Genomic DNA, 21,962 nt, shown 5'->3' with positions numbered 1-21,962 from the left:
GAGATCCAGGAGACACCCCGCATGAGCACTTTCGACAACGTCGTGGCCGGCAGGGCCACGATGGAAGCTGCCGCCTCCACGCCCGGCGCGATCATCGCGCGGCTCGAGCGGCTTCCGGCCAACTCGATGCAGATCCGCGCACGCGTGCTGATCGGCACCGCGACGTTCTTCGACGGCTTCGACGTGATCACGATCGCGGCGACGCTGCCGTTGCTGATTCACAAATGGGGGCTGTCGCCGACGCAGATCGGCATGCTGATCGCGTCCGGCGCGATCGGCCAGCTGATCGGCGCGTTCCTGTTTCCCGCGCTCGCGGAAAAGCACGGCCGCGTGAAGGCGATCGCGTGGAGTTCGGCCGTGATCGGCATCACGAGTATCGCGTGCGGCTTCGCGCCGACCTTCGAGGTGTTCGTGCTGCTGCGGATCCTGCAGGGGCTCGGGCTCGGCGGCGAGTTGCCGGTCGCCGCGACGTACATCAACGAGATCACGCGCGCACATGGCCGCGGCCGCTTCGTGCTGCTGTACGAGATCGTGTTCCCGATCGGCCTGCTCGTGTCGATGGCGCTCGGCGCGTGGCTCGTGCCGCGCTTCGGCTGGGAGATCATGTACTTCGTCGGCGGGCTGCCGCTGATCCTGTCGCTCGTGCTCACGCACCTCGTGCCGGAATCGCCGCGCTGGCTCGCGTCGCGCGGGCGGCTCGCGGAAGCCGGGCGTGCGGTCGGCGTGTTCGAAGGATCGGTGCGCGGCGAGCTGCCGCCCGTCACGCAGGTGGCCGCGTTCGACGAACTGGTGCGCCAGCATCCGAAACGCAGGATGAGCGACCTGTTCAGCGCCGCGTATCGCAAGCGCACGCTCGCGGTGGCGACGTTGTGGGCGACCTGCGGGTTCATCCAGTACGGGCTGTCGACGTGGCTGCCGACGATCTACAAGAACTTCTATCACGCACCGCTGCAGCTCGCGCTGAATCTGGCGGTGATCGGCTCGGTGATGGGCGTGCTCGGGTCGCTCGCGTCCGCGCTGCTGGTCGACAAGCTCGGCCGCAAGCCGGTGATCGTGTGGTCGTTCGTGCTGTGCGCGCTGTCGCTGGCGCTCGCCGGCATCTATCACGCGTCGTCGGTGTACGTGGTCGCGATCTTCTGCTCGCTGTCGCTCGGGCTGATGGCGTCGGGCTTCATTACCGCGTACGTCTACACGCCGGAGCAGTATCCGACGAGCATCCGCGCGTCGGGCTGCGGGCTCGGCAGCGCGTGGCTGAAGATCGCGTCGTTCGTCGCGCCGATGGTCGTGCCGCACGCGATCATCGGCGGGAATCTCGCACCGGCGTTCTACCTGATCGGCGTCGTGCCGCTGATCGCGGCGCTGACCGTGCACTTCGTCGGGATCGAGACGAAGGGGAAGGTGCTGGAGGCGCTCGAGGCGTAAGCGCATTGCGCAGCGGTGGATGAGGTGAACCGAGAGGCCGGGGCGATGCTCCCGGGCCTCTTTGTTTCGGGGGCGCCTCGCGGGGGCGTGCAGGGTGCCGAGCGTACGCGCGATTGTTGGCGCGTGGCGCGCGTGTTCTAATTCACGGTCCCGATTTCGTCAGACGATTGCCATGCCCCTGTTCGAACCCGTCACGCTGCATACCGCTCGACTCGTGCTGCGCCCGCTTCGCGAAGCAGACGCGCCGACTTTCTTCGAGATCTGGTCCGATCCGGAAGCGATGCGCTACTTCTCGTTCTCGCCGATGACGCAGATCGAGCAGGCCGAGGCGCGCGTCGCGCGCAACGTGCAGACGTCCGCGAGCGGGGAGAGCCTGGTCTGCGTGCTCGAGCTGCGGGAAACCGGCGAAGCGCTCGGCGAATGCGTGCTGTTCCATGCGAACGAGCAGTGCCGGCGAGCCGAGATCGGCTTCAGCCTGCGGCGCGCGTTCTGGCGCGGCGGATACATGTGCGAAGCGGCGTCGGCGATGATCGATCATGCCTTCGGCGCGCTGCGGCTGAACCGGATCGAGGCGGATATCGATCCGCGCAACGTCGCGTCGGCCGGGTTGCTTGAACGGCTCGGTTTCGTGCGGGAAGGGCTGCTGCGCGAACGCTGGATCGTCGGCGACGAAGTGTCGGACAGTGCGCTGTACGGGTTGCTGGCGAGCGATCGCGGCCGAGGCTGATGCGGCGGCCGGTTATTACGCGGCAGGAACGATCGCGAACGCGTCCACTTCGACCAGTACCTCCGGGCGGAACAACGATGCCACGCCGACGAGCGCGCTTGCGGGCGGGCACGCGGTGTTGACCCAGCGGTCGCGCACCTCGCGAATCTGCGGCAACAGGCTCGAATCGAAATCGCGGACATAGATCGTCAGACGCGCGACGGATTCGAAGCCGACACCCGCGGTGCGAAGCGTATCGGCGATGTTCCTGAACACCTGATCGAGCTGCGTTGCATGATCGGCGCCGACAACCGCGCCCTCGGCATCGAACGGAACATGGCCGGACAAATACAGCGGTTGACCACCTTCGACGAGTATCGCTTGCGAAATGCCGGGAATCGTGGCGCCGGGGGGATTGATGGCACGCAGCATCGGAGCATCCTCTCAGGTTGATGCGGTTGTTCGGGGCGGCCCGGATCGGCCCGCCATCTTCGATTCAGGGGCGATCGGCAGCGGTATTCACAGCTTCGCGAGCCAGCCCTCGACCTTGTCTTTTCCGCGCAGCGTCGCAACCCATCGAGCGGGCAACGCCCGTTCGCCGTACACCACGCCGGCGAGGCTGCCGGCGATCGCCGCGGTCGTATCCGTGTCGTTGCCGAGCGCGATCGCGCGCTTCACGCAATCCTCGTAGCTGTCCGTCGACAGCAGGCAATGGATCGCCGACCAGAAGCTGTCGACCACATAGCCCGATCCTTGCGGTGCGTCGAAGCGGCCGTCGAGCACGATCTTCAGTTCGATTTCATCGGCCGTGCCTTCGTGGCGCGCGAGCAGTTCGTCCTCGGCCGTGCGCACCGCGTCGGGAGCCGACTGGCCGTCGACGATGCCCAGCGCCGTCAGGCAATAGAGCGCGCAGCAAAGCTGCGAACGCACGTGGCCGTGCGTGACGACGCTCTGCTTGCGCGCGAGCCGGATCGCGTCGTCGCGCGACGCCGCGACCATCACGACGGGAAAGCAGCGCATCAGCGAGCCGTTGCCGTTGTCGCGCTCGTCGCCGGGCCCGGCTGTCGCGGGCGCGGCGCCGGCCGCCAGCGCGTGGAACGCACGCTGCGTCTGCAGGCCGACGTCGAATACGCGGCCGTCCGGCGTGAACGCGCCGCGATGAAACCAGTCCAGCAGGTTGCCGGCGAACGTGTCGAGATTCAGGTCGTGCTCGCGCAGCAGCGCGTCGAGCAGCGCGAGCGCCTGCGCACCGTCGTCGCTCCAGGTGCCGGGCGGCACGCCGTCGTGCGCGCGCGCGAAGCCCGGCGGCGGCGTCATGTCGATCGCGGCGGGAGGCGGAATCGACGCGGCGTCGTGGAATTCGTACGGCACGCCGAGCGCGTCGCCGATCAGCAGGCCAAGCAGGCCGCCGCGCAGGCGGGAGCGTCGATTCGGAATCGGTGTCATCGAAAGGAATTCGGGTTGGGGCGGCGGAAAACCATGCACAAGACCTTGAGCTGAACCCCGTCATTATGCAGTCGCCGCAAATTGGCGTACTTTCCAGACTGTTCGCCGGCCGCCTTCGCGTGGTGGCGGCCGCAGTCGTCGTAGAAACGACCCGCGACGATCACGTCAACGCTCGCCCGGCCGCCACGTCGACAGGCACTTCGCGCTCCAGTGCCTTGGCGGCGAGTTCCCCGACCCAGTCTGCATCGGCGGGACCGACGACGCCATATTGATCCGGCGGAAAAAAAGCATAGTGATGAGCCGCCGCAGCCAGGCGCTCACATTCGGCGTGAGACAGCAGGTAGGACGTCACGGTCAATGGCGCCGCGGGTCCACTCCATCTCAATCCGATGCGGATATGGGTGCGTGGCGCAAATGCTATTGCCAATTCTCGCCGCGGGATCAATCGTTTCGTCTCCGAGGGGAACGTTGGCGGCGCGCCCCGACCGTCTGCCGCAATTCGATGATCCAGCACCAGCCAATGACCGGCGGACGTTCGGGTCAGGATCCACTGCCTGACTCGGGTCATGCTGGATTTGAGCTTGCCGTCGATCCATTCCTCGACGTAGAGGGGTTCCGGATCGTAGTCGTCCGACCACACGACGATTGCCGAGCATAGCGTATGGCGCTCCAATTCGACATGCCCGTTGGACGGCATTTCACGCCAGTACCGCTGTCGGGTGCCGTACGTCGCGACGCACCAGTTCAGGCCGATCCACGCTGCGATGAAGAGCGCCGTGACCCATATGACGGTGACGGCTGTTTCGCCAACCGCACGATCCATATCGAAGGCCCGATCGACCGTTCCGCGGTATGCAAGCATACCCAGCAAATACGCGAGCATCGGGATCGCAGGCCCGACTGCGACCGGCATCATCAGAATGGCGAGCCAGCTTCGGACATGCACGCTCCCCACCGACTTGGCGCGCGCACGCTCCTCATCGCTCATCGCCGCGACTTCCCGCGCGGCGATGTCGTCGCTTGGGGTGTGGAACCGCTCATACGTATTCTGGCATTTGGGCATTCGACGGGGCGTTCGGTGAAAGAGGGCGATAAAGCAGGGATTGCCTCGAGGAAGCGATTCTTGCATACGTTGGGGTCGGTTTTCATACGGACGCATGTGCGTTCGTACGGAAACGAACCGATGCGCTGCGGCTGGTGCGAAACCAGGCGGCAGGGGTCCGTATGCGCAGGAGGCGCAGAGCCGAACGGTAGCGGATGAAACGACGCCGGGAAGACACCGACGCGCGGGGAGTATCGCGAGCGGATGACTTGCCGGATTCACGCGGCGAACGTACGCTTGATCGATACCACGATCGACCCACAGGTTCTCGACCATGCAGGCCCATCCATTGCGTCTTTCCCCCGGCGACGATCTGCGCGGGGCCATCGAGGCAGCGCTACACCAGCATGAAGCGCACGCGGCCTTCGTGATCCAGGGCATCGGCAGCCTGAGCGTCGCGCAGTTGCGCTTCGCCGGCGTCGACCAGCCGACCGCGCTGCGCGGCGACCTCGAAATCCTGACGCTGGCCGGTTCGGTGTCGCCGGACGGCGCGCATCTGCACATGTCGGTCTCGGATGCGGACGGCCGCGTGACCGGCGGCCATGTCGCGAGTGGTTGCGTGGTGCGCACGACGGCCGAGATCCTGCTCGCGCTGCTGCCCGCGCATCGCTTCTCGCGCGAGCCCGATGCGGGCACCGGCTTCAACGAACTGGTGATCCGTCGCGAGCCGGGCGGCGACGCCGCATGAGTATCGCGAAGCGGCGCTAGAATCGCCGGTCATCGAAGCACTTCCCGTTACCGCTCATTCCGCAAGACGCACTCCATGGACGACACCGAAATCGAACAGAAAATGTGGGACATCGTCCGGACCTGGCTCGAAGGCGCGACGCCCGAGCAGTGGCACCGGTTCGCCGCACGCTCCAATTACGACGGCAACGGCCGCGCGTTGCGCTGGCTGCTGGACAACCGCAACGTCGATCGCGCGACCGCGTTGCTGATCTACTGGAATCTCGGCGCCGCGTGGTTCGTGCAGTATGCGGACGAAAACGCCGCGTCGTATCAACGGGATACGTTCCGGTTGCTGCGCGAGATCGAGCGACGTTACGCGGAAGGCTATTACGCCGATCACGGAATCTGGTTCGATCCGCACGACTTCGATGGCGCGGGGCCGAACGATTATCCGGACGTACCGGTCGTGCGGCCCGTGCCGGCACTGATGCTGCAGCCGACCGACGGCCGCGAGTACGTCGATCTCGACGAAGCGGACGGCTATGACGAAGGCCTGCCGTTCGACGTGGTCGAGCGGCTGCACGCGCTGCTCGACTGACCGCGCGGGCGCGTCCGTTCGCCGACGCATAAAAAAAGCGCCGCGGCCATTCGGCCCGCGGCGCCTTTCGGTGCGCTGCGACGTCGACTTCCCGTCGCAGCCCGACTGCGTGCTTACATCTGCACGGTGTCGGCCACTTCCTTGAAGTCTTCGATCTGGTCGAAGTTCATGTACTGGTAGATCTTGTCGCCGTTGGCGGTGAGCACGCCCATGTCGGCCATGTACTCTTCCTTGGTCGGGATCTTGCCCAGACGCGAGCAGATCGCCGCCAGTTCCGCCGAGCCGAGGTACACGTTCGTGTTCTTGCCGAGGCGGTTCGGGAAGTTGCGGGTCGACGTCGACATGACCGTCGCGCCTTCGCGCACCTGTGCCTGGTTGCCCATGCACAGCGAGCAGCCCGGCATTTCGGTGCGGGCGCCGGCCGTGCCGAACACACCGTAGTGGCCTTCTTCGGTCAGTTGCTTCTGGTCCATCTTGGTCGGCGGCGCGACCCACAGCTTGACCGGAATGTCGCGCTTGCCTTCGAGCAGCTTCGACGCGGCGCGGAAGTGACCGATGTTGGTCATGCACGAGCCGATGAACACTTCGTCGATCTTCGCACCGGCGACGTCGGACAGCGTCTTCACGTCGTCCGGGTCGTTCGGGCAGGCGACGATCGGCTCATGGATGTCGGCGAGGTCGATCTCGATGACGGCCGCGTATTCGGCGTCGGCATCCGGCGACAGCAGTTGCGGATCGGCCAGCCACTGTTCCATCGCCGCGATGCGGCGCTGCAGGCTGCGCGGATCCTGGTAGCCCTGCGCGATCATCCACTTGAGCAGCGTGATGTTGCTGTTCAGGTACTCGATGATCGGTTCCTTGTTCAGGCGCACCGTGCAACCGGCAGCCGAACGCTCGGCGGACGCATCCGACAGCTCGAACGCTTGCTCGACCTTCAGGTCGGGCAGGCCTTCGATTTCGAGAATGCGGCCCGAGAAGATGTTCTTCTTGCCCTGCTTGGCGACCGTCAGCATGCCGTGCTTGATCGCGTACAGCGGAATTGCGTTGACGAGGTCACGCAGCGTGACGCCCGGCTGCATCTTGCCCTTGAAGCGGACCAGCACCGATTCCGGCATGTCCAGCGGCATCGTGCCGGTAGCGGCCGCGAACGCGACCAGGCCCGAACCTGCGGGGAAGCTGATGCCGATCGGGAAGCGCGTGTGCGAATCGCCGCCGGTGCCGACGGTGTCGGGCAGCAGCATGCGGTTCAGCCACGAGTGGATCACGCCGTCGCCCGGGCGCAGCGCGATGCCGCCGCGCGTGCTGATGAAGTTCGGCAGCGTCTGGTGCGTCTTCACGTCGACCGGCTTCGGATACGCGGCGGTGTGGCAGAACGACTGCATCACGAGATCGGCCGAGAAGCCGAGGCACGCGAGGTCCTTCAGTTCGTCGCGGGTCATCGGGCCCGTGGTGTCCTGCGAGCCGACCGAGGTCATCTTCGGTTCGCAGTACGTGCCCGGGCGCACGCCCTGGCCTTCCGGCAGACCGCACGCGCGGCCGACCATCTTCTGCGCGAGCGAGAAGCCCTTGCCGCTGTCGGCCGGCTGGTGCGGCAGGCGGAACAGCGTCGACGGCGCGAGACCGAGCGCTTCGCGCGCCTTCGCGGTCAGGCCGCGGCCGATGATCAGCGGAATGCGGCCGCCGGCGCGCACTTCGTCGAACAGCACGTCGGACTTGACCTGGAATTCGGCGATGACCTTGCCGTCCTTCAGCGCCTTGCCTTCGTACGGGCGCAGTTCGACCACGTCGCCCATTTCCATCTGCGACACGTCGAGCTCGATCGGCAGCGCGCCGGCGTCTTCCATCGTGTTGTAGAAGATCGGGGCGATCTTGCCGCCGAGGCACACGCCGCCGAAGCGCTTGTTCGGGACGAACGGAATGTCTTCGCCGGTGAACCACAGCACCGAGTTGGTGGCCGACTTGCGCGAGGAGCCGGTGCCGACCACGTCGCCGACGTAGGCGACCAGGTGGCCCTTTTCCTTCAGCGATTCGATGAACTTGACCGGGCCGCGCTTGCCGTCTTCTTCCGGCGTGATGCCCGGGCGCGCGTTCTTCAGCATCGCGAGCGCGTGCATCGGGATGTCCGGGCGGGTGGTGGCGTCCGGCGCCGGCGACAGGTCGTCGGTGTTGGTTTCGCCCGTGACCTTGAATACGGTGATGGTCAGGCTTTCCGGCACTTCCGGACGGCTCGTGAACCATTCGGCATCGGCCCAGCTCTGCAGCACGGCCTTCGCGTGCGCGTTGCCCTTGTCGGCGAGTTCCTTCACGTCGTGGAACTGGTCGAACATCAGCAGGGTTTTCTTCAGCGCGTCGGCGGCGACCGCGGCGACGGCCTCGTCGGACAGCAGCTCGATCAGCGGCTGGATGTTGTAGCCGCCGAGCATCGTGCCGAGCAGCTCGGTCGCGTGCGCACGCGAGATCAGCGGGCAGGCGGTCTCGCCCTTGGCCACGGCGGCCAGGAAGCCGGCCTTCACGCGGGCGGCTTCGTCGACGCCGGCGGGCACGCGATGGGTGATCAGCTCGAGCAGCGTCTGCTCTTCGCCGGCGGGCGGGTTCGTCAGCAATTCGACCAGTTCGGCGGTCTGCTGAGCCGTCAGCGGCAGGGGAGGAATACCGAGCGCGGCGCGGGCGGCCACGTGAGCACGAAAGTTTTCAAGCATGGGGAGACCTGCTGATATTGCGTTTGAGGGGAAGGCCTTGCCGGCACTCCGGGGCTATTCCAGGCACTGCTTTGAGCGGGATTCTAATCTCAATGGTGTGTAACGTCAAATGTCTTATGTCTTATATAAGAGTTGGCAATGCGAAACACGGAAGGCGGGGTTGCATGGCGGGAGGCGGCCTTGTCGGGCGCGGTCGGGCGGGCGAGTGCAGGGTGTCGGCTCAGGCCGCCGGTGCCGCACATATCTGCACAAGCCCGCAGGAAACGGTACACACCGGGCGCGTTCGGGCCGCTACGCTTGCCGTCACGCAGCTTGCAATCGGGTTTCGGAACTGGAGGCGGAAGTCGTCGCGCCCCTGTCGATTCGACCCGGGCGGCGGCGATTTCCTTGACTCCGGCGATCCACGACATGCGCTCCAGAGACGCGATTTTCCTGATGGCGACGCTCGTCGCGTCGCCGGCCGTTCACGCGGCCGCGCCCGGCGACGAAGCGCGCGACGCGGCGAGCCGGCCGGTCGCGCTGGTCTATCGCGGGCCTGCCGCCTGCGACGGGTGCCCCGAAACCATCGCCAGACGCCTGCGGGAATCGGACTACCGGTTCCGGGTGATCTACGTGGGGCCGGCGGAACGGCTCAAGATCACGCCCGCGGCGCTGGCCGGTGCGGCGCTCTATGTGCAGCCCGGCGGCGGGCAGGACATTCCCGGCGCGGCCGCCAGCATCGGTCGGCCTGCGATCAGGGCCGTGCGGCATTACGTGGCGAACGGCGGCCGATACCTGGGGCTCTGCATGGGCGCCTACCTGGCCGGCGCGCAGGGGTTCGGGCTGGTTGCCGGCGATATCGACTCCGAGGTCGACCGGCCGGGCTCGACGCTTCACGGCATCGCGGACACGGTGACGCCGGTCGTCTGGCGCGGGAAAAAGCGCTGGATCTATTATCAGGACGGCGCGAGGCTCCCGGTCGCGCCGATCGGCTCCGGCGGGATCGTGCTGGCGATCTACCCGAACAAGGACATCGCCGCCGCCACGTACCGCTACGGCAAAGGACGCGTCGGCCTTGCCGGCCCGCATCCGGAGGCCGATGAAAGCTGGTATCGCCAGAACGACCTGACGAACCCGGACGGCGTGGTGCCGGACATGGCCTACGACCTGATCGACGCGACGATGAAGCCGTAGCGATGCGGCCGCGGGGCGTGGCCTATTTCCGCTTGGCGCGATACGCGTCGAGATTTTTCCGTGCCTGCGCGCGGATCGCGCGCTGCATGAAAGGCGTCCAGCCGAGCAGCGCGCCCTTCATCCCGAGCGCCTGACGCGCCCAGCGCCACAGGTCGAAATGGTCGCGATGCTCGACGATGCGTCCGTCGCGAAACCGGAAACGCGCGTCGATCCGGTTGACCACCCTCCGTCCGGTCGCGGCGAACCGGTAGTCCGCGCGCCATTTCGCGCGCCCGGCCTGGTCGTCCGCGGCGACTTCGCCGAACGTCAGCGAGAATTCCTGCGCCCGCGCGACCAGCATCCGCCACATGTCGCGTGCGAGCTCGCCACGCAGCTCGCCGAACGCGGGATCGCTGAACACGATGTCGTCGGCATAGCACGCGAGCATCGTGTCGATGTCGCGCTGCTGGAAGGCCGTGTAGAAGCGCTGGATCAACGCGGTGTTCGGATCGGTCATGTCGGGGCGTAACGGGGCAGGGATGGCGGACGGCAACGTCCGTATCGGGACAGTGGGGCAGGCAGCGCGAACCGGCGCCCGCGACTTCGGGCGCGGCCGGCTCGTCGCCGGATGCGGCGCGTCAGCGGGCCGCCATCGCGACGTCCTGATCGCTGCGTCCCGTCACCAGGCAGCCCGACATGAACGCCTCACTCTGGCTACCGGCGGCGGCTTCGCCGAAGCCGCGACCGAGCGCGTCGGCCTTGACCTGCGCGGCGCCTTGCTCGCACGCGAGCGGGCTGGCGTCGCGGCCCTGCGCGTGCAGGATCGCGCGATCGCCGATGAGATAGGCCAGCAGTGCAAAAACGGCGATATGTACGGCTCGTCTCATGGTTCGTCTCCTCGTCGCTCAAGCGTAACGCGGACACGTTCGACGAAGCACTTGGGGCTTCCCCCGGTAAACGTCTGCTGAAAGCGCTGGCGGAGCGGACGATCCTGTCCCGTTTTTCGGTCGCCGTCCGACGAGCGGCCAATGCGCGGGAGTTTGACGAATGTCAGGGTGCGGGCGGGCGGCGGCGGTCGCACGGCCGTTCGAAGCGATAGCATGAATGCATGATTTGACGGCACGCGATGCGGGGGCGATGCATCGGGTCCGGCAAGCACGCAAATGTCGAATATCGCTGTCGAAATAGTGAGGAAACCAAAATGTTGAACGTCTCTTCCGTCCTGATCAGTCTTGCCCCGATGTGGGCCATCCTGCTGCTGGCGTCTTCGGCGGCCGCCTATTTCGTGTTCTGGCGCAAGGTCATCGATTGAGCGCCGCGCGACAGCGTGCGCACGATGCGCACGCATGACGCGCCGTTTCCGTCATTGCACCGCCGTCACCGGCACATTCGAAATCCGCACCAGCCGCGCCATCACGCTGCGCCGAAACACCGACATCAACGCGTGCAGCGGATCGCGTCGCGGCCCGGCCACGACGATCTCGTCGCACCCGGTCTCGGCCGCCGTGGCCGCGATCGTGTCGGCCACCGGCCCGACCTTCATCACGACGCTGAACTTCACGTCCGCATCGCGCAGGATCCGCTCGGCCATCGCGAGATCGTCGGTCGCGAATTGCGTCTCGATCGCGCGCAACCGCGACAGCGGGTGATAGGCCTCGAGCCGCGTCGATTCCAGCGGCGCCTGCACGTTGATCAGCACGACCTCCGATGCGCAGCGCTCGCGATACAGAAACGTCGCGTGCCGGACGGCCTGAAGCGAGCGCGGTGAATGACCGACCGGAACCAGCAGCTTGAGCATGGACGATGAACCCGGAAACGAAGTGCTTCCAGCGTAGCGTGCGGCCGCACGAAGCGATCTAAAGAGATCGGCCGGCCGCATAAAAATGTCGTTAACGCGCGCGGTCCCGTGACGCACCGATTAAAAATATAAAAAATTTAAGTTTATGCGCATAAACGGCAGCGAGCGGCGTCGCCCGTTCCGCCCGGTCGTCGCCGGCCGTTCGCGCGAGCGCGATTCAGTCGGATCCGCAATGAATTGCGCCGCAAAATATCGGAGGTCGCCCGGGGCGCGTCGCGTAGAGTAGAGCGTCGGCCGCCGCACGGCGGCGCGCCATCCGCTACCGCTTCCCAGGAGACCCCGCATGCCGCACGGCGCCCCGCAGTTTCTCGCTCCCGCTTCCATTTCCGTCGATCCGGTCGTACGCCTGTCGGCCGGCGAGCTCGCGTCGGCGATCCGCAGCAAGGCGGTGTCGTGCGTCGAGACGATGCGTGCGTATCTCGATCACATCGAGCGCGTGAACGGCGCGATCAACGCGATCGTCGCGCTGCGCGATCGCGATGCGCTGCTGGCGGAAGCCGCGGAAAAGGACGCGGAGCTGGCGCGCGGCGAGTATCGCGGCTGGCTGCACGGGATGCCGCAGGCGCCGAAGGATCTGGCGATGACGAAGGGGCTGCGCACGACCTACGGCTCGCCGATCTTCCGCGAGAACGTACCGCAGGCCGATTCCGTCGGCGTCGCGCGGATGCGCGCGGCCGGCGCGATCTTCATCGGCAAGACCAATACGCCCGAGTTCGGGCTCGGTTCGCATACGTTCAACGAAGTCTACGGCGCGACGCGCAACCCGTACGACCTGACGAAGAGCGCGGGCGGCAGCAGCGGCGGCACGGCGGCGGCGCTCGCGTCGCGGATGCTGCCGGTGGCGGACGGCAGCGATTTCGGCGGGTCGCTGCGCAACCCGGCCGCGTTCTGCAACATCTACGGCTTTCGCCCGTCGCAGGGCCGCGTGCCGCGCTGGCCGGGCGTCGACGTGTTCATGCAGCAGCTCGGCATCGAAGGGCCGATGGGGCGCACCGTCGGCGACGTCGCGCAACTGCTCGCGATCCAGGCCGGCTACGACCGCAACGATCCGCTGTCGCTCGCGGACGATCCGGCGGTGTTCGCGCAGCCGCTCGACGCGGACCTGCGCGGCAAGCGCATCGCGTGGGTCGGCGACTGGAACGGTTATCTCGCGACCGAGGCCGGCGTGCTCGCGCAGTGCGAGCACGGGCTGGCGACGCTGCGCGAGATCGGCTGCGACGTCGATGCCGCGCTGCCGGCGTTCGCACCCGACCGGATCTGGCGTCTGTGGCTCGCGCACCGGCACCTGCTGTCGGGCGGCGGGCTGCTCGCGCACTATCGCGACCCGGCGCGCCGTGCGCTGCTGAAGCCCGAGGCGATCTACGAGGTCGAAGGGCTGCTCGCGCTGCAGGGCGCGGCGGTGTTCGATGCGAGCGTCGAACGGACCGCGTGGCATCAGGCAGTGCTGAGCTTCTTCGATCGCTACGACTTCATCGCGGCGCCGACCGCGCAGGTGTTCCCGTTCGACGTCGACCAGCGCTGGCCGAAGGAGATCGCGGGCCGCGCGATGGACACCTACCACCGCTGGATGGAAACGGTCGTGCCGTGGACGCTGGCCGGCTGCCCGGTGATCAACGTGCCGGTCGGCTTCAACGACGCGGGGTTGCCGATGGGGATGCAACTGATCGGGCGTCCGCGCGCCGATCTCGCCGTGCTGCAGCTTGCGCGCGGCTACGAGCGGGCGGCCGACTGGGTGGCCCGGCGCGTGCCGGCGTGGATGGCCGCGTGATGCCGCGGCAGGCGGGCAACCGGTAGCCGGTAGCCAGTTGCCGGGGTGACGGAGCGGGCGGCGACGAGCTGCCCGTTTCGTTTTGCATCGCTCGACGCGACGTTCGCGGGCGCCCGCCGGACCCGACATCCGCCATTGATGCAGCCGGAGAACGAATCGGGATGCGCGCACGACATCGCTCGGCAAACGCGCGCGAATCTGCGTGACGGGGCCCGTCGGTCGCCGAATTGCAAGCGGCGCCGCCGCCGGATTTCGTTTCGATGTGTTTCAGTCGTTGCGGCGGCGCGCGACGCGCTTCGACAATATCGCCTCGACAATTCGGGCACGAGGAACACACATGAAGCACATTCGCGCGACGGGCCGGCATCTGGCCTCGGCAGGCATCGCGTTCGGCATCCTGGTGAGCGGCGCCGCGCACGCGCAGCTCGACCTGCAGTCGCTCGGCGCGTCGCTGCTCGGCGGCGGGCAGCAGCAGGCGGCGCCTGCGCAGGGCGGTGTCGCGCAATTGCTGCAGGCCTATGTCGGGGCGAACCAGCAGGTGCTGAACGGCCAGTCGTCGCTCGCATCGGCGATGGGTCTGACGGGGGCGGCCGGGCAGGCGCAGCAGGCCGCGAGTCAGTTGTCCGGTGCCGATGCACTGTCGCCGGCCACGCTGTCGCAGATGGGCGGCGCGCAGCAATCGGTGTCGCAGGCGCTCGGCCAGGCGTTCGCGAGCGGCGGCGCCACGCACGGCCCGATCGACAAGCAGGCGTTCAGCAACGGGCTCGCGTCGCTCGGGCAGGGGCTCACGCAGTATTCGCAACTGCAGTCGGGGCTCGGCAATCTCGGTTCGACGAGCGCCGCGTCGTTGCTGCAGTCGGGCCTGAATCCGCAGAACATGCAGGCCGCGTCGTATATCGCGCAAAGCGCGCCGGGCCAGTTGCAGTCGCTGGCCGCGACGCTCGGCCAGGCCGTCCAGTTCGCGACGAGCCAGGGCATTTCGGTGCCGTCGGTCGCGTCGTCCGCGCTGAAGCTGCTGCCGTAACGTCAACGTGGCGCGGATGTGCGCGCGATGCGCGGCCCGCATCGCGCGCGTCGACCACGAACAATCGCCCCGCACAACATGGGGATTGCGCGCGATGCTATCGTGGCGGGTCCCTTTTATCGGTGCCGGTTCATGACTGACTCGTTCGACCTCTCGCGCTATTTCTCCCGCATCGGCTACGACGGCCCGGCCGCGCCGACGCTGGACGTGCTGCGCCGGCTGCATCTGCTGCACCCGCAGGCGATTCCGTTCGAAAACCTCAATCCGCTGACCGGCGCGCGCGTCGCGCTCGACCTGCCCGCGATCGTCGACAAGGTGGTCGAACGCCGCCGCGGCGGCTACTGCTTCGAACTCAACAAGCTGTTCTACACCGCGCTCACGACGATCGGTTTTCGCGTCACGCCGCTGATCGCGCGCGTGCGCTGGATGCGGCCGCCTGAGATCGTCACCGCGCAGACGCACATGTTGCTGCGCATCGACCTCGACGGGGCCGCGTGGCTCGCGGACATCGGCTTCGGCAGCGCGACGCTGACCGCGCCGCTGCGCTTCGTGCCGGGCGAGCGGCAACTGACGCCGCACGGCGCGTTTCGCGTGATCGACGCGCCGGTCGACGGCGAATTCGACATGCAGTTCGAAATCCCCGACGGCTGGCAGACGACCTACCGCTTCTCGCTGAAGCCGGCCGAATGGATCGATTACGACGCCGCGAACTGGTTCACGTCGACCTATCCCGAATCGATCTTCGTGAACGACCTGATCGCTTGTCGCGTGCTGCCGGACGGCCGCGCGGCGCTGCTCAACACCGCGCTGACGTTGCGCGACGCGGCGGGGGCCGGGCGCACGGTCACGTTCGACAATGCTGCCGACTGGGCCGCGTGCCTGCGCGACACGATCGGCATCAATACGGCGGGATTCGATCTCGACGCGCTGTTCGCGCGACTCGCGGCGCGCCCCGCGCGGTAACGCGAACCCCCGACATCCGACGGCGGCCCGCACGCGGGCCGCGACCATCCCGCGATCACCGTCAGTTGACTTTTGCTAGATTGCTAGCATACTAGTATCCATGACCGACGAAGAAGTGAAGCAATTCAACGTGTACCTGCCGCTCGGCCTGATCCGGCAGGTCAAGCATCGTGCCATCGAAACGGAGCAATCGCTGTCCGCGCTGGTGGCCGACGCGTTGCGCGCGTACCTGGCCGCGCCGCCGTCCGGCGCGGAACCGTCCAACAAGGAGGAGTGACATGTCATCCGAGCGGATCGAAGCCGTGTATCTGACCACCCACAACTGGGGCAAGTCGGCGAAGTTCTTTCAGGCGCTGGGCTTCAGGCTGGAGTTCGAAACCGACCACAATTCGGGCCAGTTGCGCAGCGGCGACGGTCCATTTCTGTTCATCGCCGAAGTGCCGCCGAGCGAAACGCCCGACATGCAGGTCGTGCTCAAGGTGGCCGACGAGCAGGCGGTGCAGCCGCAGCCGATCGTCGAGGTCGTCACGCCGTTCGAGGACACGCACTGGGGCACGCGCGACATGACGGTGCGCGATCCGGACGGCCGGGTGTGGCGCCTGCAGGCGCCGGGCAAGCAGGGCGAGTGAGGTCGACATGACGGCTATCCGCGAAGACGACGCGCCCGACAGCACGGCCGCGCGCGTCGCGCTGTGGCGCGCGCTGCACGTCGAGCTCGACGCGCCGCCGCATGTGCTCACGGACGAAATCGGGTTGCAATTGCTTGCGCCGGCACCCGGCTGGCAGCAGCGCGGCGACATGGATCCGCAGTTCACGCGGCCGTTTCGCGCGTCGATCGTCGCGCGGGCGCGCTTCATCGAGGATCTCGTGGCCGAGCAGGCCGCGCGCGGCGTGCGCCAGTACGTGATCCTCGGCGCGGGGCTCGACAGCTTCGTGCAGCGTCGGCCGGACATGGCGTCGCGCGTGACCGTGTTCGAAGTCGACCAGCCGGCGCCGCAGCGCTGGAAGCAGCGCCGCCTGGTCGAGCTCGGCTTCGGCGTGCCCGACTGGCTGCGCTTCGTGCCGGTGGATTTCGAGGCGAAGCAGTCGTGGCGCGACGCGCTCGTCGGTGCGGGCTTCGATGCCGGCAAGCCGGCGGTCGTGGTATCCACCGGCGTCAGCATGTACCTGACGCGCGAAGCGAATGCGGCCGCGCTGCGCGAAGTCGCGTCGCTCGCGCCGGGCTCGACGTTCGCGATGACGTTCCTGCTGCCGCTGGAGAACGCGGATCCGGACGTGCGCCCGGGGATGGAAATGGCCGCGAAGGGCGCGCGGGCGAGCGGCACGCCGTTCATCAGCTTCTTCATGCCGGACCAGATCCAGGCGCTCGCACGGGAGGCCGGCTTCGCGAAGGCCGAACACGTGTCGGCCGCCGAGCTGACGCGCCGTTACTTCGCCGAGCGCACCGACGGCCTGCGGCCGCCGAACCGCGCGGAAGAGCTGCTGGTCGCGACGGTCTGACCCGTCGCGTCCGTCACACTCGTCACGCGCGTTCGAGCACGGCCATCTCCCGCACGACCACGAGCAGCACCGCGAGGCTCGCGCCGCCGGACGCGCGCAGATCCGCGAGCAGGTGCTCGTAGCGCACCAGCGCGGCTTCGCGGCGCGCGCGCCACGCGCCGACGATCGTCTCCGGCGTGGTCGAATCCGGCGACTCCGCGAGCGCGCTCGTCGCGAGCGTGCGCTTGAGCCGCGCGACCTCCGCGAGTGCGGCGGCGCGCGCGAGCATGTCCCAGTGCGTCGGCGTCGGCAGGTTCGCCGCGCGTTCGCCGATCCACCCGTAATTGAGCAGCGTGCCGAGCGAGAAATAGACACCGGCGACGAGTTCGAGGCTGCGGTTGCAGGTCGCCGCCACTTCGGCGATGTCGAGCAGCGCGGCCGAGATGTCACCGCTCGCGACGCGTACCGCGAGCGCGCTGTCGACGCCGGCGTCGACCAGCACGCGCTGCCGCTCGGACAACGCATCGAGATCGTCGGCCGGCAGCAGCGACGGCAGTTGCGGGGCGAGCCGCGCCGCCGCGTCGCGACAGCGCGCGATCAGCTCGGCGACGCCGCCGTCGGCCACCGCGCCCGACTGCAGATGCCGCAGGAACCACAGCGCCGCGCGCTCCAGCAGCCGCGCGACGTCGACGAACATGCGCGCCTGCACGTCGTCGGCGACGCGGTTGTCGAGCGCGTCGATGTCGCGCCATACCGCATCGAGATCGAACACGTCGCGCGCCATGATGCACGCGCGGACGATGTCGCCCGGCTTCGCGTCGGTTTCCTCCATCAGCCGGTGCACGAATGCGCAGCCGACACGGTTCACGAGCGCGTTGGTCAGATGCGTCGCGAGAATCTCGCGGCGCAGCGGATGGCGGCGCATCGGCTCGCTGAAGCGCTGTTGCAGCGGCTTCGGGAAGTAGTCGACGAGCATCGCGGCCACCAGCGGATCCTCGGGCACGTCGGACTCGAGCAGCGCATCGTAGAGCCACATCTTGCTGTACGCGAGCAGCACCGCGCGCTCCGGCGACGTGAGGCCGAGCTTCGCGGCCTGCCGCTCGGCGACTTCGTCGTCGGTCGGCAGGAATTCGATCACGCGGTTCAGGCGGCCCGCGCGTTCGAGCCAGCGCATCAGGCGCGCCTCGGCGTCGAGCAGCTCGACCGCATAGCGGCCCGCGATCGACAGCGCCTGCGTCTGGTAGTAGTTGTCGCGCAGCACCAGCAGTCCGACTTCGTCGGTCATCTCGGCGAGCAGTGCGTTGCGCTGCTTCTCGGTCATCTCGCCGTCGGACACGACGAGCCCGAGCAGGATCTTGATGTTGACTTCGTGATCCGAACAATCGACGCCGGCCGAGTTGTCGATCGCATCGGTGTTGATGCGGCCGCCGCGCTGCGCGAACTCGATGCGGCCGAACTGCGTGCAGCCGAGATTGCCGCCTTCGCCGACGACCTTGCAGCGCAGGTCCGCGCCGTTCACGCGCACCGCGTCGTTCGCGCGGTCGCCGACCTGCGCGTGGGTTTCGCGCGCCGCCTTCACGTAGGTGCCGATGCCGCCGTTGTACAGCAGGTCGACCGGCGCCTGCAGGATCGCGCGGATCAATTCGGTCGGCGGCAGCGCGTGCGCGTCGATGCCGAGCGCGGCCTGTACCGCCGGCGACAGCGGGATCGTCTTCGCGGTGCGCGGATACACGCCGCCGCCCGCCGAAATCACCGACGTATCGTAGTCGGCCCAGCTCGAGCGCTCGAGCGCGAACATGCGCTGGCGCTCCGCGAAGCTCGTCGCCGGGTCGGGGTTCGGGTCGAGGAAAATGTGCCGGTGATCGAACGCGGCGACGAGCCGGATATGCGGCGACAGCAGCATCCCGTTGCCGAACACGTCGCCCGACATGTCGCCGACGCCGACCACGGTGAAGTCGGTCGTCTGCGTGTCGATGCCCATCTCGCGGAAGTGCCGTTTCACCGATTCCCACGCGCCGCGCGCGGTGATCGCCATCTTCTTGTGGTCGTAGCCGACCGAGCCGCCGGACGCGAACGCGTCGTCGAGCCAGAAGCCGTATTCGTGCGAGATCGCGTTCGCGTAGTCGGAGAAGGTGGCCGTGCCCTTGTCGGCGGCGACGACGAGATACGGATCGTCGGGGTCGTGGCGCACCACGTCGGGCGGCGGCACGATCGTGTTGCCGGCGAGGTTGTCGGTCAGGTCGAGCAGCCCGCGCAGGAACGTCTGGTAGCACGCGATGCCTTCGCGCATCCACGCCTCGCGATCGCTCTGCGGCGGCGGGTTCTTCACGACGAAGCCGCCTTTCGAGCCGACCGGCACGATCACGACGTTCTTCACCATCTGCGCCTTCATCAGCCCGAGCACCTCGGTGCGGAAATCCTCGCGGCGATCCGACCAGCGCAGGCCGCCGCGCGCGACGCGCCCGCCGCGCAGGTGCACGCCCTCGACTCGCGGCGAATACACCCAGATCTCGAACATCGGCTTCGGTTCCGGCAGGCCGGGCACCTTCGCCGGGTTGAACTTGAACGACAGGTACGGCTTCGATTCGCCGTTCGCGTCGGCGAGGAAGTAGTTCGTGCGTTCGGTCGCGTTGATCACGCCGAGGAACTGGCGCAGGATGCGGTCCTCGTCGAGGTTCGGCACCTGGTCGAGCGCGCCTTCGATCGCCTTCAGCAGCCGTTCGGCCTGCACGTCGCGCGTGTCGCCGATCCGCGGGTCGAAGCGCAGCACGAACAGCTCGACGAGTTGCCGCGCGATCGCCGGGTTGCCGGTCAGCGCGCGCTCGATATACGCGTCGCTGAAGGTCGAGCCGACCTGCCGCAGATATTTCGCATACGCGCGCAGGATCGTCACTTCGCGGGCGCTCAGGTGCGCGCGCAGCACGAGGCGGTTGAAGTCGTCGTTCTCGATCCGGCCGCTCCAGATCCGGTCGAACGCATCCTCGAACAGGCCTTTCACGCGCTCGATGTCGAACTCGGTATCGTCGGCGAGCTCGAGGCCGAAATCGTGTACCCATGCATGCGCGGCATCCTGCGTCTGGATCCGGTACGGCCGCTCCTCGTCGACGCGCACGCCGAGGTGTTCGAGCATCGGCAGGCTGCGCGACAGCGCGATCGGGTCGCCCGCGCGATACACCTTGAAGCGGAACGCGCGCGGCTCGGCCTCGATCGGCCGGTACAGGTTCATCGCGAGCTGGCCCGAATCCTTCACGCGCTCGATCAGCTCGATGTCGCGCACGGCCGTGCGCGCCGGATAGTCGTCGCGATAGCCGGCCGGGAACGACTCGGCATAGCGCTGCAGCAGGCGGTTGCCTTGCTCTTCGCCGAATGCGTCGAGCAGCGCGTCGGCGAGATCGTCCTGCCAGCGGCGCGTGACCTGCACGAGCCGCGTTTCGAGTTCGCGCGTGTCGACGTCGGGCATCGTGCCCGGTTCGGCATGCACGACGAAATGAATCCGCGCGATCGCCGATTCCGACAGCAGCGGCGTGAATTCGACGTTCACGCCGTTGTACGCGTCGACCAGCAGCTTCGCGATGCGGCGGCGCAGGTCAGTGTTGTACTTGTCGCGCGGCACGAACACGAGGCACGACACGAAGCGGTCGAACCGGTCGCGGCGCACGAACAGGCGCGTGCGCTGGTGTTCCTGCAGGCGCAGGATGCCGAGCGCGATATCGTAGAGCTGGTCTTCGTCGGCCTGGAACAGTTCGTCGCGCGGATAGGTTTCGAGCACCGTCACGAGCGATTTGCCGAGATGCCCCTTCGGCAGGAAGCCCGCGCGCCGCAGGATGTTCGCGCACTTGCGGCGCACGATCGGGATCTCGGCCGTCGACACCATGTACGCGGTCGACGTGTAGAGCCCGATGAAGCGGCGCTCGCCGACGACCTTGCCGTCGGCGCCGACGAGTTTCACGCCGACGTAGTCGAGATAGCCGGGCCGGTGCACCGTCGCGCGCGAATTCGCCTTGGTCAGGAAGATCGGCCACGCGCCGGTGATGATGTCGGCGGCGGCCTGCGGCAGCGGCGTCACGTCGGGCGCGCCGGACGTGCGCAGCGCTTCGCGCAGGATGCCGAAGCCCGAGCCCTCGATGCCGCGCAGCCCGAAGCCCGTGCCGTCCGATACGAGCGCGTAGTCGCGCTGGCCGAGGAACGTGAAGTGATCGGCGGCCATCCATTCGAGGAACGCGCGCGCCTCGATGTCCTCCGCGGTCGATTCGCGCGCCTTCATCTCCTTGATGGTCGCGCGCGCGATGTCGACGATCTTCGGCCAGTCCTCGACCGACGCGCGCACGTCGCCGAGCACGCGCGCGATGTCCTCGCGCAGCGTGTCGAGCAACGCGGCGTCGCCGCAGCGGTCGACTTCGAAATGGATGAACGACGCGAGTTGCGACTGGCCGTCGCCGGATGTCGCGCCGCCCGCGTCGACCCGCTCGATGCCGCCGCCGGCGCCGCGCCAGATGCGGAACACCGGATGCAGCGCCGAATGCAGCGCGAGCCCGAGACGGTTGACGGCCATCGTCACCGAGTCGACGAGGAACGGCATGTCGTCGTTGACGATCTCGATCACCGTGTGGTCGGAATGCCAGCCGTGCTGTTCGAGGATCGGGTTGTACACGCGCAGGCGTTCGCTGCCGGGCACGAATTTCTGCGCGGTCTGCCAGTGCGCCATCGCGGCGCCGTACAGGTCGGCGATGCTGCGGTTCTGCAGATCGTCGGCATCGACGAAATCGTAGTAATGACGCAGGAAGGGTTCGACGGTCCGGAACGTGGCTTCGGGCAGCCGAGCGCGCGCGAATTCGACGACGTCGGAGAGCAGGTGTGCGACGACTTCCTCGTTCTTCGCTTCCATGGCGGTCTCCTCGTCGGGTGGCCATTGGCGGCTGCGTCTGTCCGGCATTATGCGCCGATTGCGTGACAAAGCGATGTGCGGGCGCACAACGGCGGCGGGCGGTAGAGCGGGCCTGCGGCGCCCGTCGCGGACGCCGCGGTGCAGGGTTCAGCGCAGGGCGGGCGACGCCGGCGCGACGCCGCCTTCGGCGC

19 protein-coding genes are annotated in these 21,962 nt (G+C 67.6%); 11 read left to right on the top strand and 8 right to left on the bottom strand.

Annotation, left to right across the window (positions count from 1 at the left end; translation table 11 throughout):
• Positions 1 to 21: 21 nt before the first annotated feature.
• Both DTA15_RS36170 and DTA15_RS36165 read left to right on the top strand, forming a co-directional pair.
• Positions 22 to 1,422, top strand: a complete 1,401-nt coding sequence (locus DTA15_RS36170; protein WP_006487206.1) for an MFS transporter — start codon at positions 22 to 24, stop codon at positions 1,420 to 1,422.
• A 172-nt stretch (positions 1,423 to 1,594) separates the two neighbouring features.
• A complete protein-coding gene (locus DTA15_RS36165) occupies positions 1,595 to 2,149 on the top strand; it encodes a GNAT family N-acetyltransferase (protein ID WP_006487190.1) in 555 nt (184 codons plus the stop codon).
• Between the two features lie 15 nt (positions 2,150 to 2,164).
• Here DTA15_RS36165 and DTA15_RS36160 read toward each other — a convergent pair whose 3' ends face one another.
• The 3 genes from DTA15_RS36160 to DTA15_RS36150 all read right to left on the bottom strand — a co-directional run bounded on the left by DTA15_RS36160 (position 2,165) and on the right by DTA15_RS36150 (position 4,637).
• Entirely contained in the window at positions 2,165 to 2,560 is a 396-nt protein-coding gene (locus DTA15_RS36160) for a RidA family protein (protein ID WP_006487230.1), read from the bottom strand.
• A gap of 87 nt (positions 2,561 to 2,647) precedes the next feature.
• Positions 2,648 to 3,574, bottom strand: coding sequence for an ADP-ribosylglycohydrolase family protein (locus tag DTA15_RS36155; RefSeq protein ID WP_006487192.1), 927 nt, complete (start codon positions 3,572 to 3,574; stop codon positions 2,648 to 2,650).
• A 160-nt stretch (positions 3,575 to 3,734) separates the two neighbouring features.
• Positions 3,735 to 4,637, bottom strand: coding sequence for a hypothetical protein (locus DTA15_RS36150; RefSeq protein WP_034178397.1), 903 nt, complete (start codon positions 4,635 to 4,637; stop codon positions 3,735 to 3,737).
• Positions 4,638 to 4,950: 313 nt separating this feature from the next.
• Here DTA15_RS36150 and DTA15_RS36145 point away from each other — a divergent pair, with 313 nt between their 5' ends.
• Both DTA15_RS36145 and DTA15_RS36140 read left to right on the top strand, forming a co-directional pair.
• Positions 4,951 to 5,364 carry a PPC domain-containing DNA-binding protein gene (locus tag DTA15_RS36145; RefSeq protein WP_006487210.1) on the top strand — a complete coding sequence of 138 codons (414 nt, stop codon included), beginning with the start codon at positions 4,951 to 4,953 and terminating at the stop codon, positions 5,362 to 5,364.
• A 75-nt stretch (positions 5,365 to 5,439) separates the two neighbouring features.
• Positions 5,440 to 5,943, top strand: coding sequence for a DUF4274 domain-containing protein (locus tag DTA15_RS36140; RefSeq protein WP_006487200.1), 504 nt, complete (start codon positions 5,440 to 5,442; stop codon positions 5,941 to 5,943).
• A gap of 113 nt (positions 5,944 to 6,056) precedes the next feature.
• On the opposite strand, the gene acnB is transcribed toward DTA15_RS36140, so the two are convergent.
• On the bottom strand, positions 6,057 to 8,642 hold the full coding sequence (gene acnB, locus DTA15_RS36135) for a bifunctional aconitate hydratase 2/2-methylisocitrate dehydratase (protein WP_006487196.1): 2,586 nt from the start codon (positions 8,640 to 8,642) through the stop codon (positions 6,057 to 6,059).
• Between the two features lie 387 nt (positions 8,643 to 9,029).
• On the opposite strand from acnB, the gene DTA15_RS36130 reads away from it, so the two are divergent.
• Positions 9,030 to 9,815: a BPL-N domain-containing protein gene (locus DTA15_RS36130; protein WP_006487208.1), complete on the top strand. Its 786-nt coding sequence runs from the start codon at positions 9,030 to 9,032 to the stop codon at positions 9,813 to 9,815.
• A gap of 22 nt (positions 9,816 to 9,837) precedes the next feature.
• On the opposite strand, the gene DTA15_RS36125 is transcribed toward DTA15_RS36130, so the two are convergent.
• The 3 genes from DTA15_RS36125 to DTA15_RS36115 all read right to left on the bottom strand — a co-directional run bounded on the left by DTA15_RS36125 (position 9,838) and on the right by DTA15_RS36115 (position 11,592).
• Entirely contained in the window at positions 9,838 to 10,311 is a 474-nt protein-coding gene (locus tag DTA15_RS36125; RefSeq protein WP_006487189.1) for a nuclear transport factor 2 family protein, read from the bottom strand.
• 121 nt (positions 10,312 to 10,432) lie between these two features.
• On the bottom strand, positions 10,433 to 10,681 hold the full coding sequence (locus tag DTA15_RS36120; protein ID WP_006487226.1) for a hypothetical protein: 249 nt from the start codon (positions 10,679 to 10,681) through the stop codon (positions 10,433 to 10,435).
• A gap of 476 nt (positions 10,682 to 11,157) precedes the next feature.
• Complete coding sequence (locus tag DTA15_RS36115; RefSeq protein ID WP_012493398.1) at positions 11,158 to 11,592, bottom strand: universal stress protein; 435 nt, start codon at positions 11,590 to 11,592, stop codon at positions 11,158 to 11,160.
• A 343-nt stretch (positions 11,593 to 11,935) separates the two neighbouring features.
• Between DTA15_RS36115 and DTA15_RS36110 the strand changes: the two genes are divergently transcribed.
• The 6 genes from DTA15_RS36110 (at position 11,936) to DTA15_RS36085 (ending at position 16,907) form a co-directional block, all read left to right on the top strand.
• The gene (locus DTA15_RS36110; protein WP_006487199.1) at positions 11,936 to 13,420 is read left to right on the top strand and encodes an amidase; all 1,485 of its coding nucleotides are present in this window, start codon (positions 11,936 to 11,938) and stop codon (positions 13,418 to 13,420) included.
• Between the two features lie 337 nt (positions 13,421 to 13,757).
• Complete coding sequence (locus tag DTA15_RS36105; protein WP_012493397.1) at positions 13,758 to 14,444, top strand: hypothetical protein; 687 nt, start codon at positions 13,758 to 13,760, stop codon at positions 14,442 to 14,444.
• A 132-nt stretch (positions 14,445 to 14,576) separates the two neighbouring features.
• Positions 14,577 to 15,407 (top strand): arylamine N-acetyltransferase family protein, encoded by an 831-nt coding sequence (locus DTA15_RS36100; protein ID WP_012493396.1) that lies wholly within the window; start codon positions 14,577 to 14,579, stop codon positions 15,405 to 15,407.
• A gap of 100 nt (positions 15,408 to 15,507) precedes the next feature.
• The gene (locus DTA15_RS36095) at positions 15,508 to 15,684 is read left to right on the top strand and encodes a ribbon-helix-helix protein, CopG family (protein WP_006487211.1); all 177 of its coding nucleotides are present in this window, start codon (positions 15,508 to 15,510) and stop codon (positions 15,682 to 15,684) included.
• Between the two features lies 1 nt (position 15,685).
• The gene (locus tag DTA15_RS36090; RefSeq protein ID WP_006487203.1) at positions 15,686 to 16,036 is read left to right on the top strand and encodes a VOC family protein; all 351 of its coding nucleotides are present in this window, start codon (positions 15,686 to 15,688) and stop codon (positions 16,034 to 16,036) included.
• A 7-nt stretch (positions 16,037 to 16,043) separates the two neighbouring features.
• Positions 16,044 to 16,907: a class I SAM-dependent methyltransferase gene (locus DTA15_RS36085; RefSeq protein WP_006487235.1), complete on the top strand. Its 864-nt coding sequence runs from the start codon at positions 16,044 to 16,046 to the stop codon at positions 16,905 to 16,907.
• Between the two features lie 22 nt (positions 16,908 to 16,929).
• Here the strand turns inward: DTA15_RS36085 and DTA15_RS36080 are convergent, their stop codons facing one another.
• Positions 16,930 to 21,771 carry an NAD-glutamate dehydrogenase gene (locus DTA15_RS36080; RefSeq protein ID WP_006487209.1) on the bottom strand — a complete coding sequence of 1,614 codons (4,842 nt, stop codon included), beginning with the start codon at positions 21,769 to 21,771 and terminating at the stop codon, positions 16,930 to 16,932.
• Positions 21,772 to 21,962: the final 191 nt, after the last annotated feature.

The sequence above is a fragment of the Burkholderia cenocepacia genome (assembly GCF_900446215.1).
Classification (GTDB): Bacteria; Pseudomonadota; Gammaproteobacteria; order Burkholderiales; family Burkholderiaceae; genus Burkholderia; species Burkholderia cenocepacia.
Note: the sequence above shows the minus strand (reverse complement) of the source record. Positions and strands in the feature narration are given on the sequence as shown.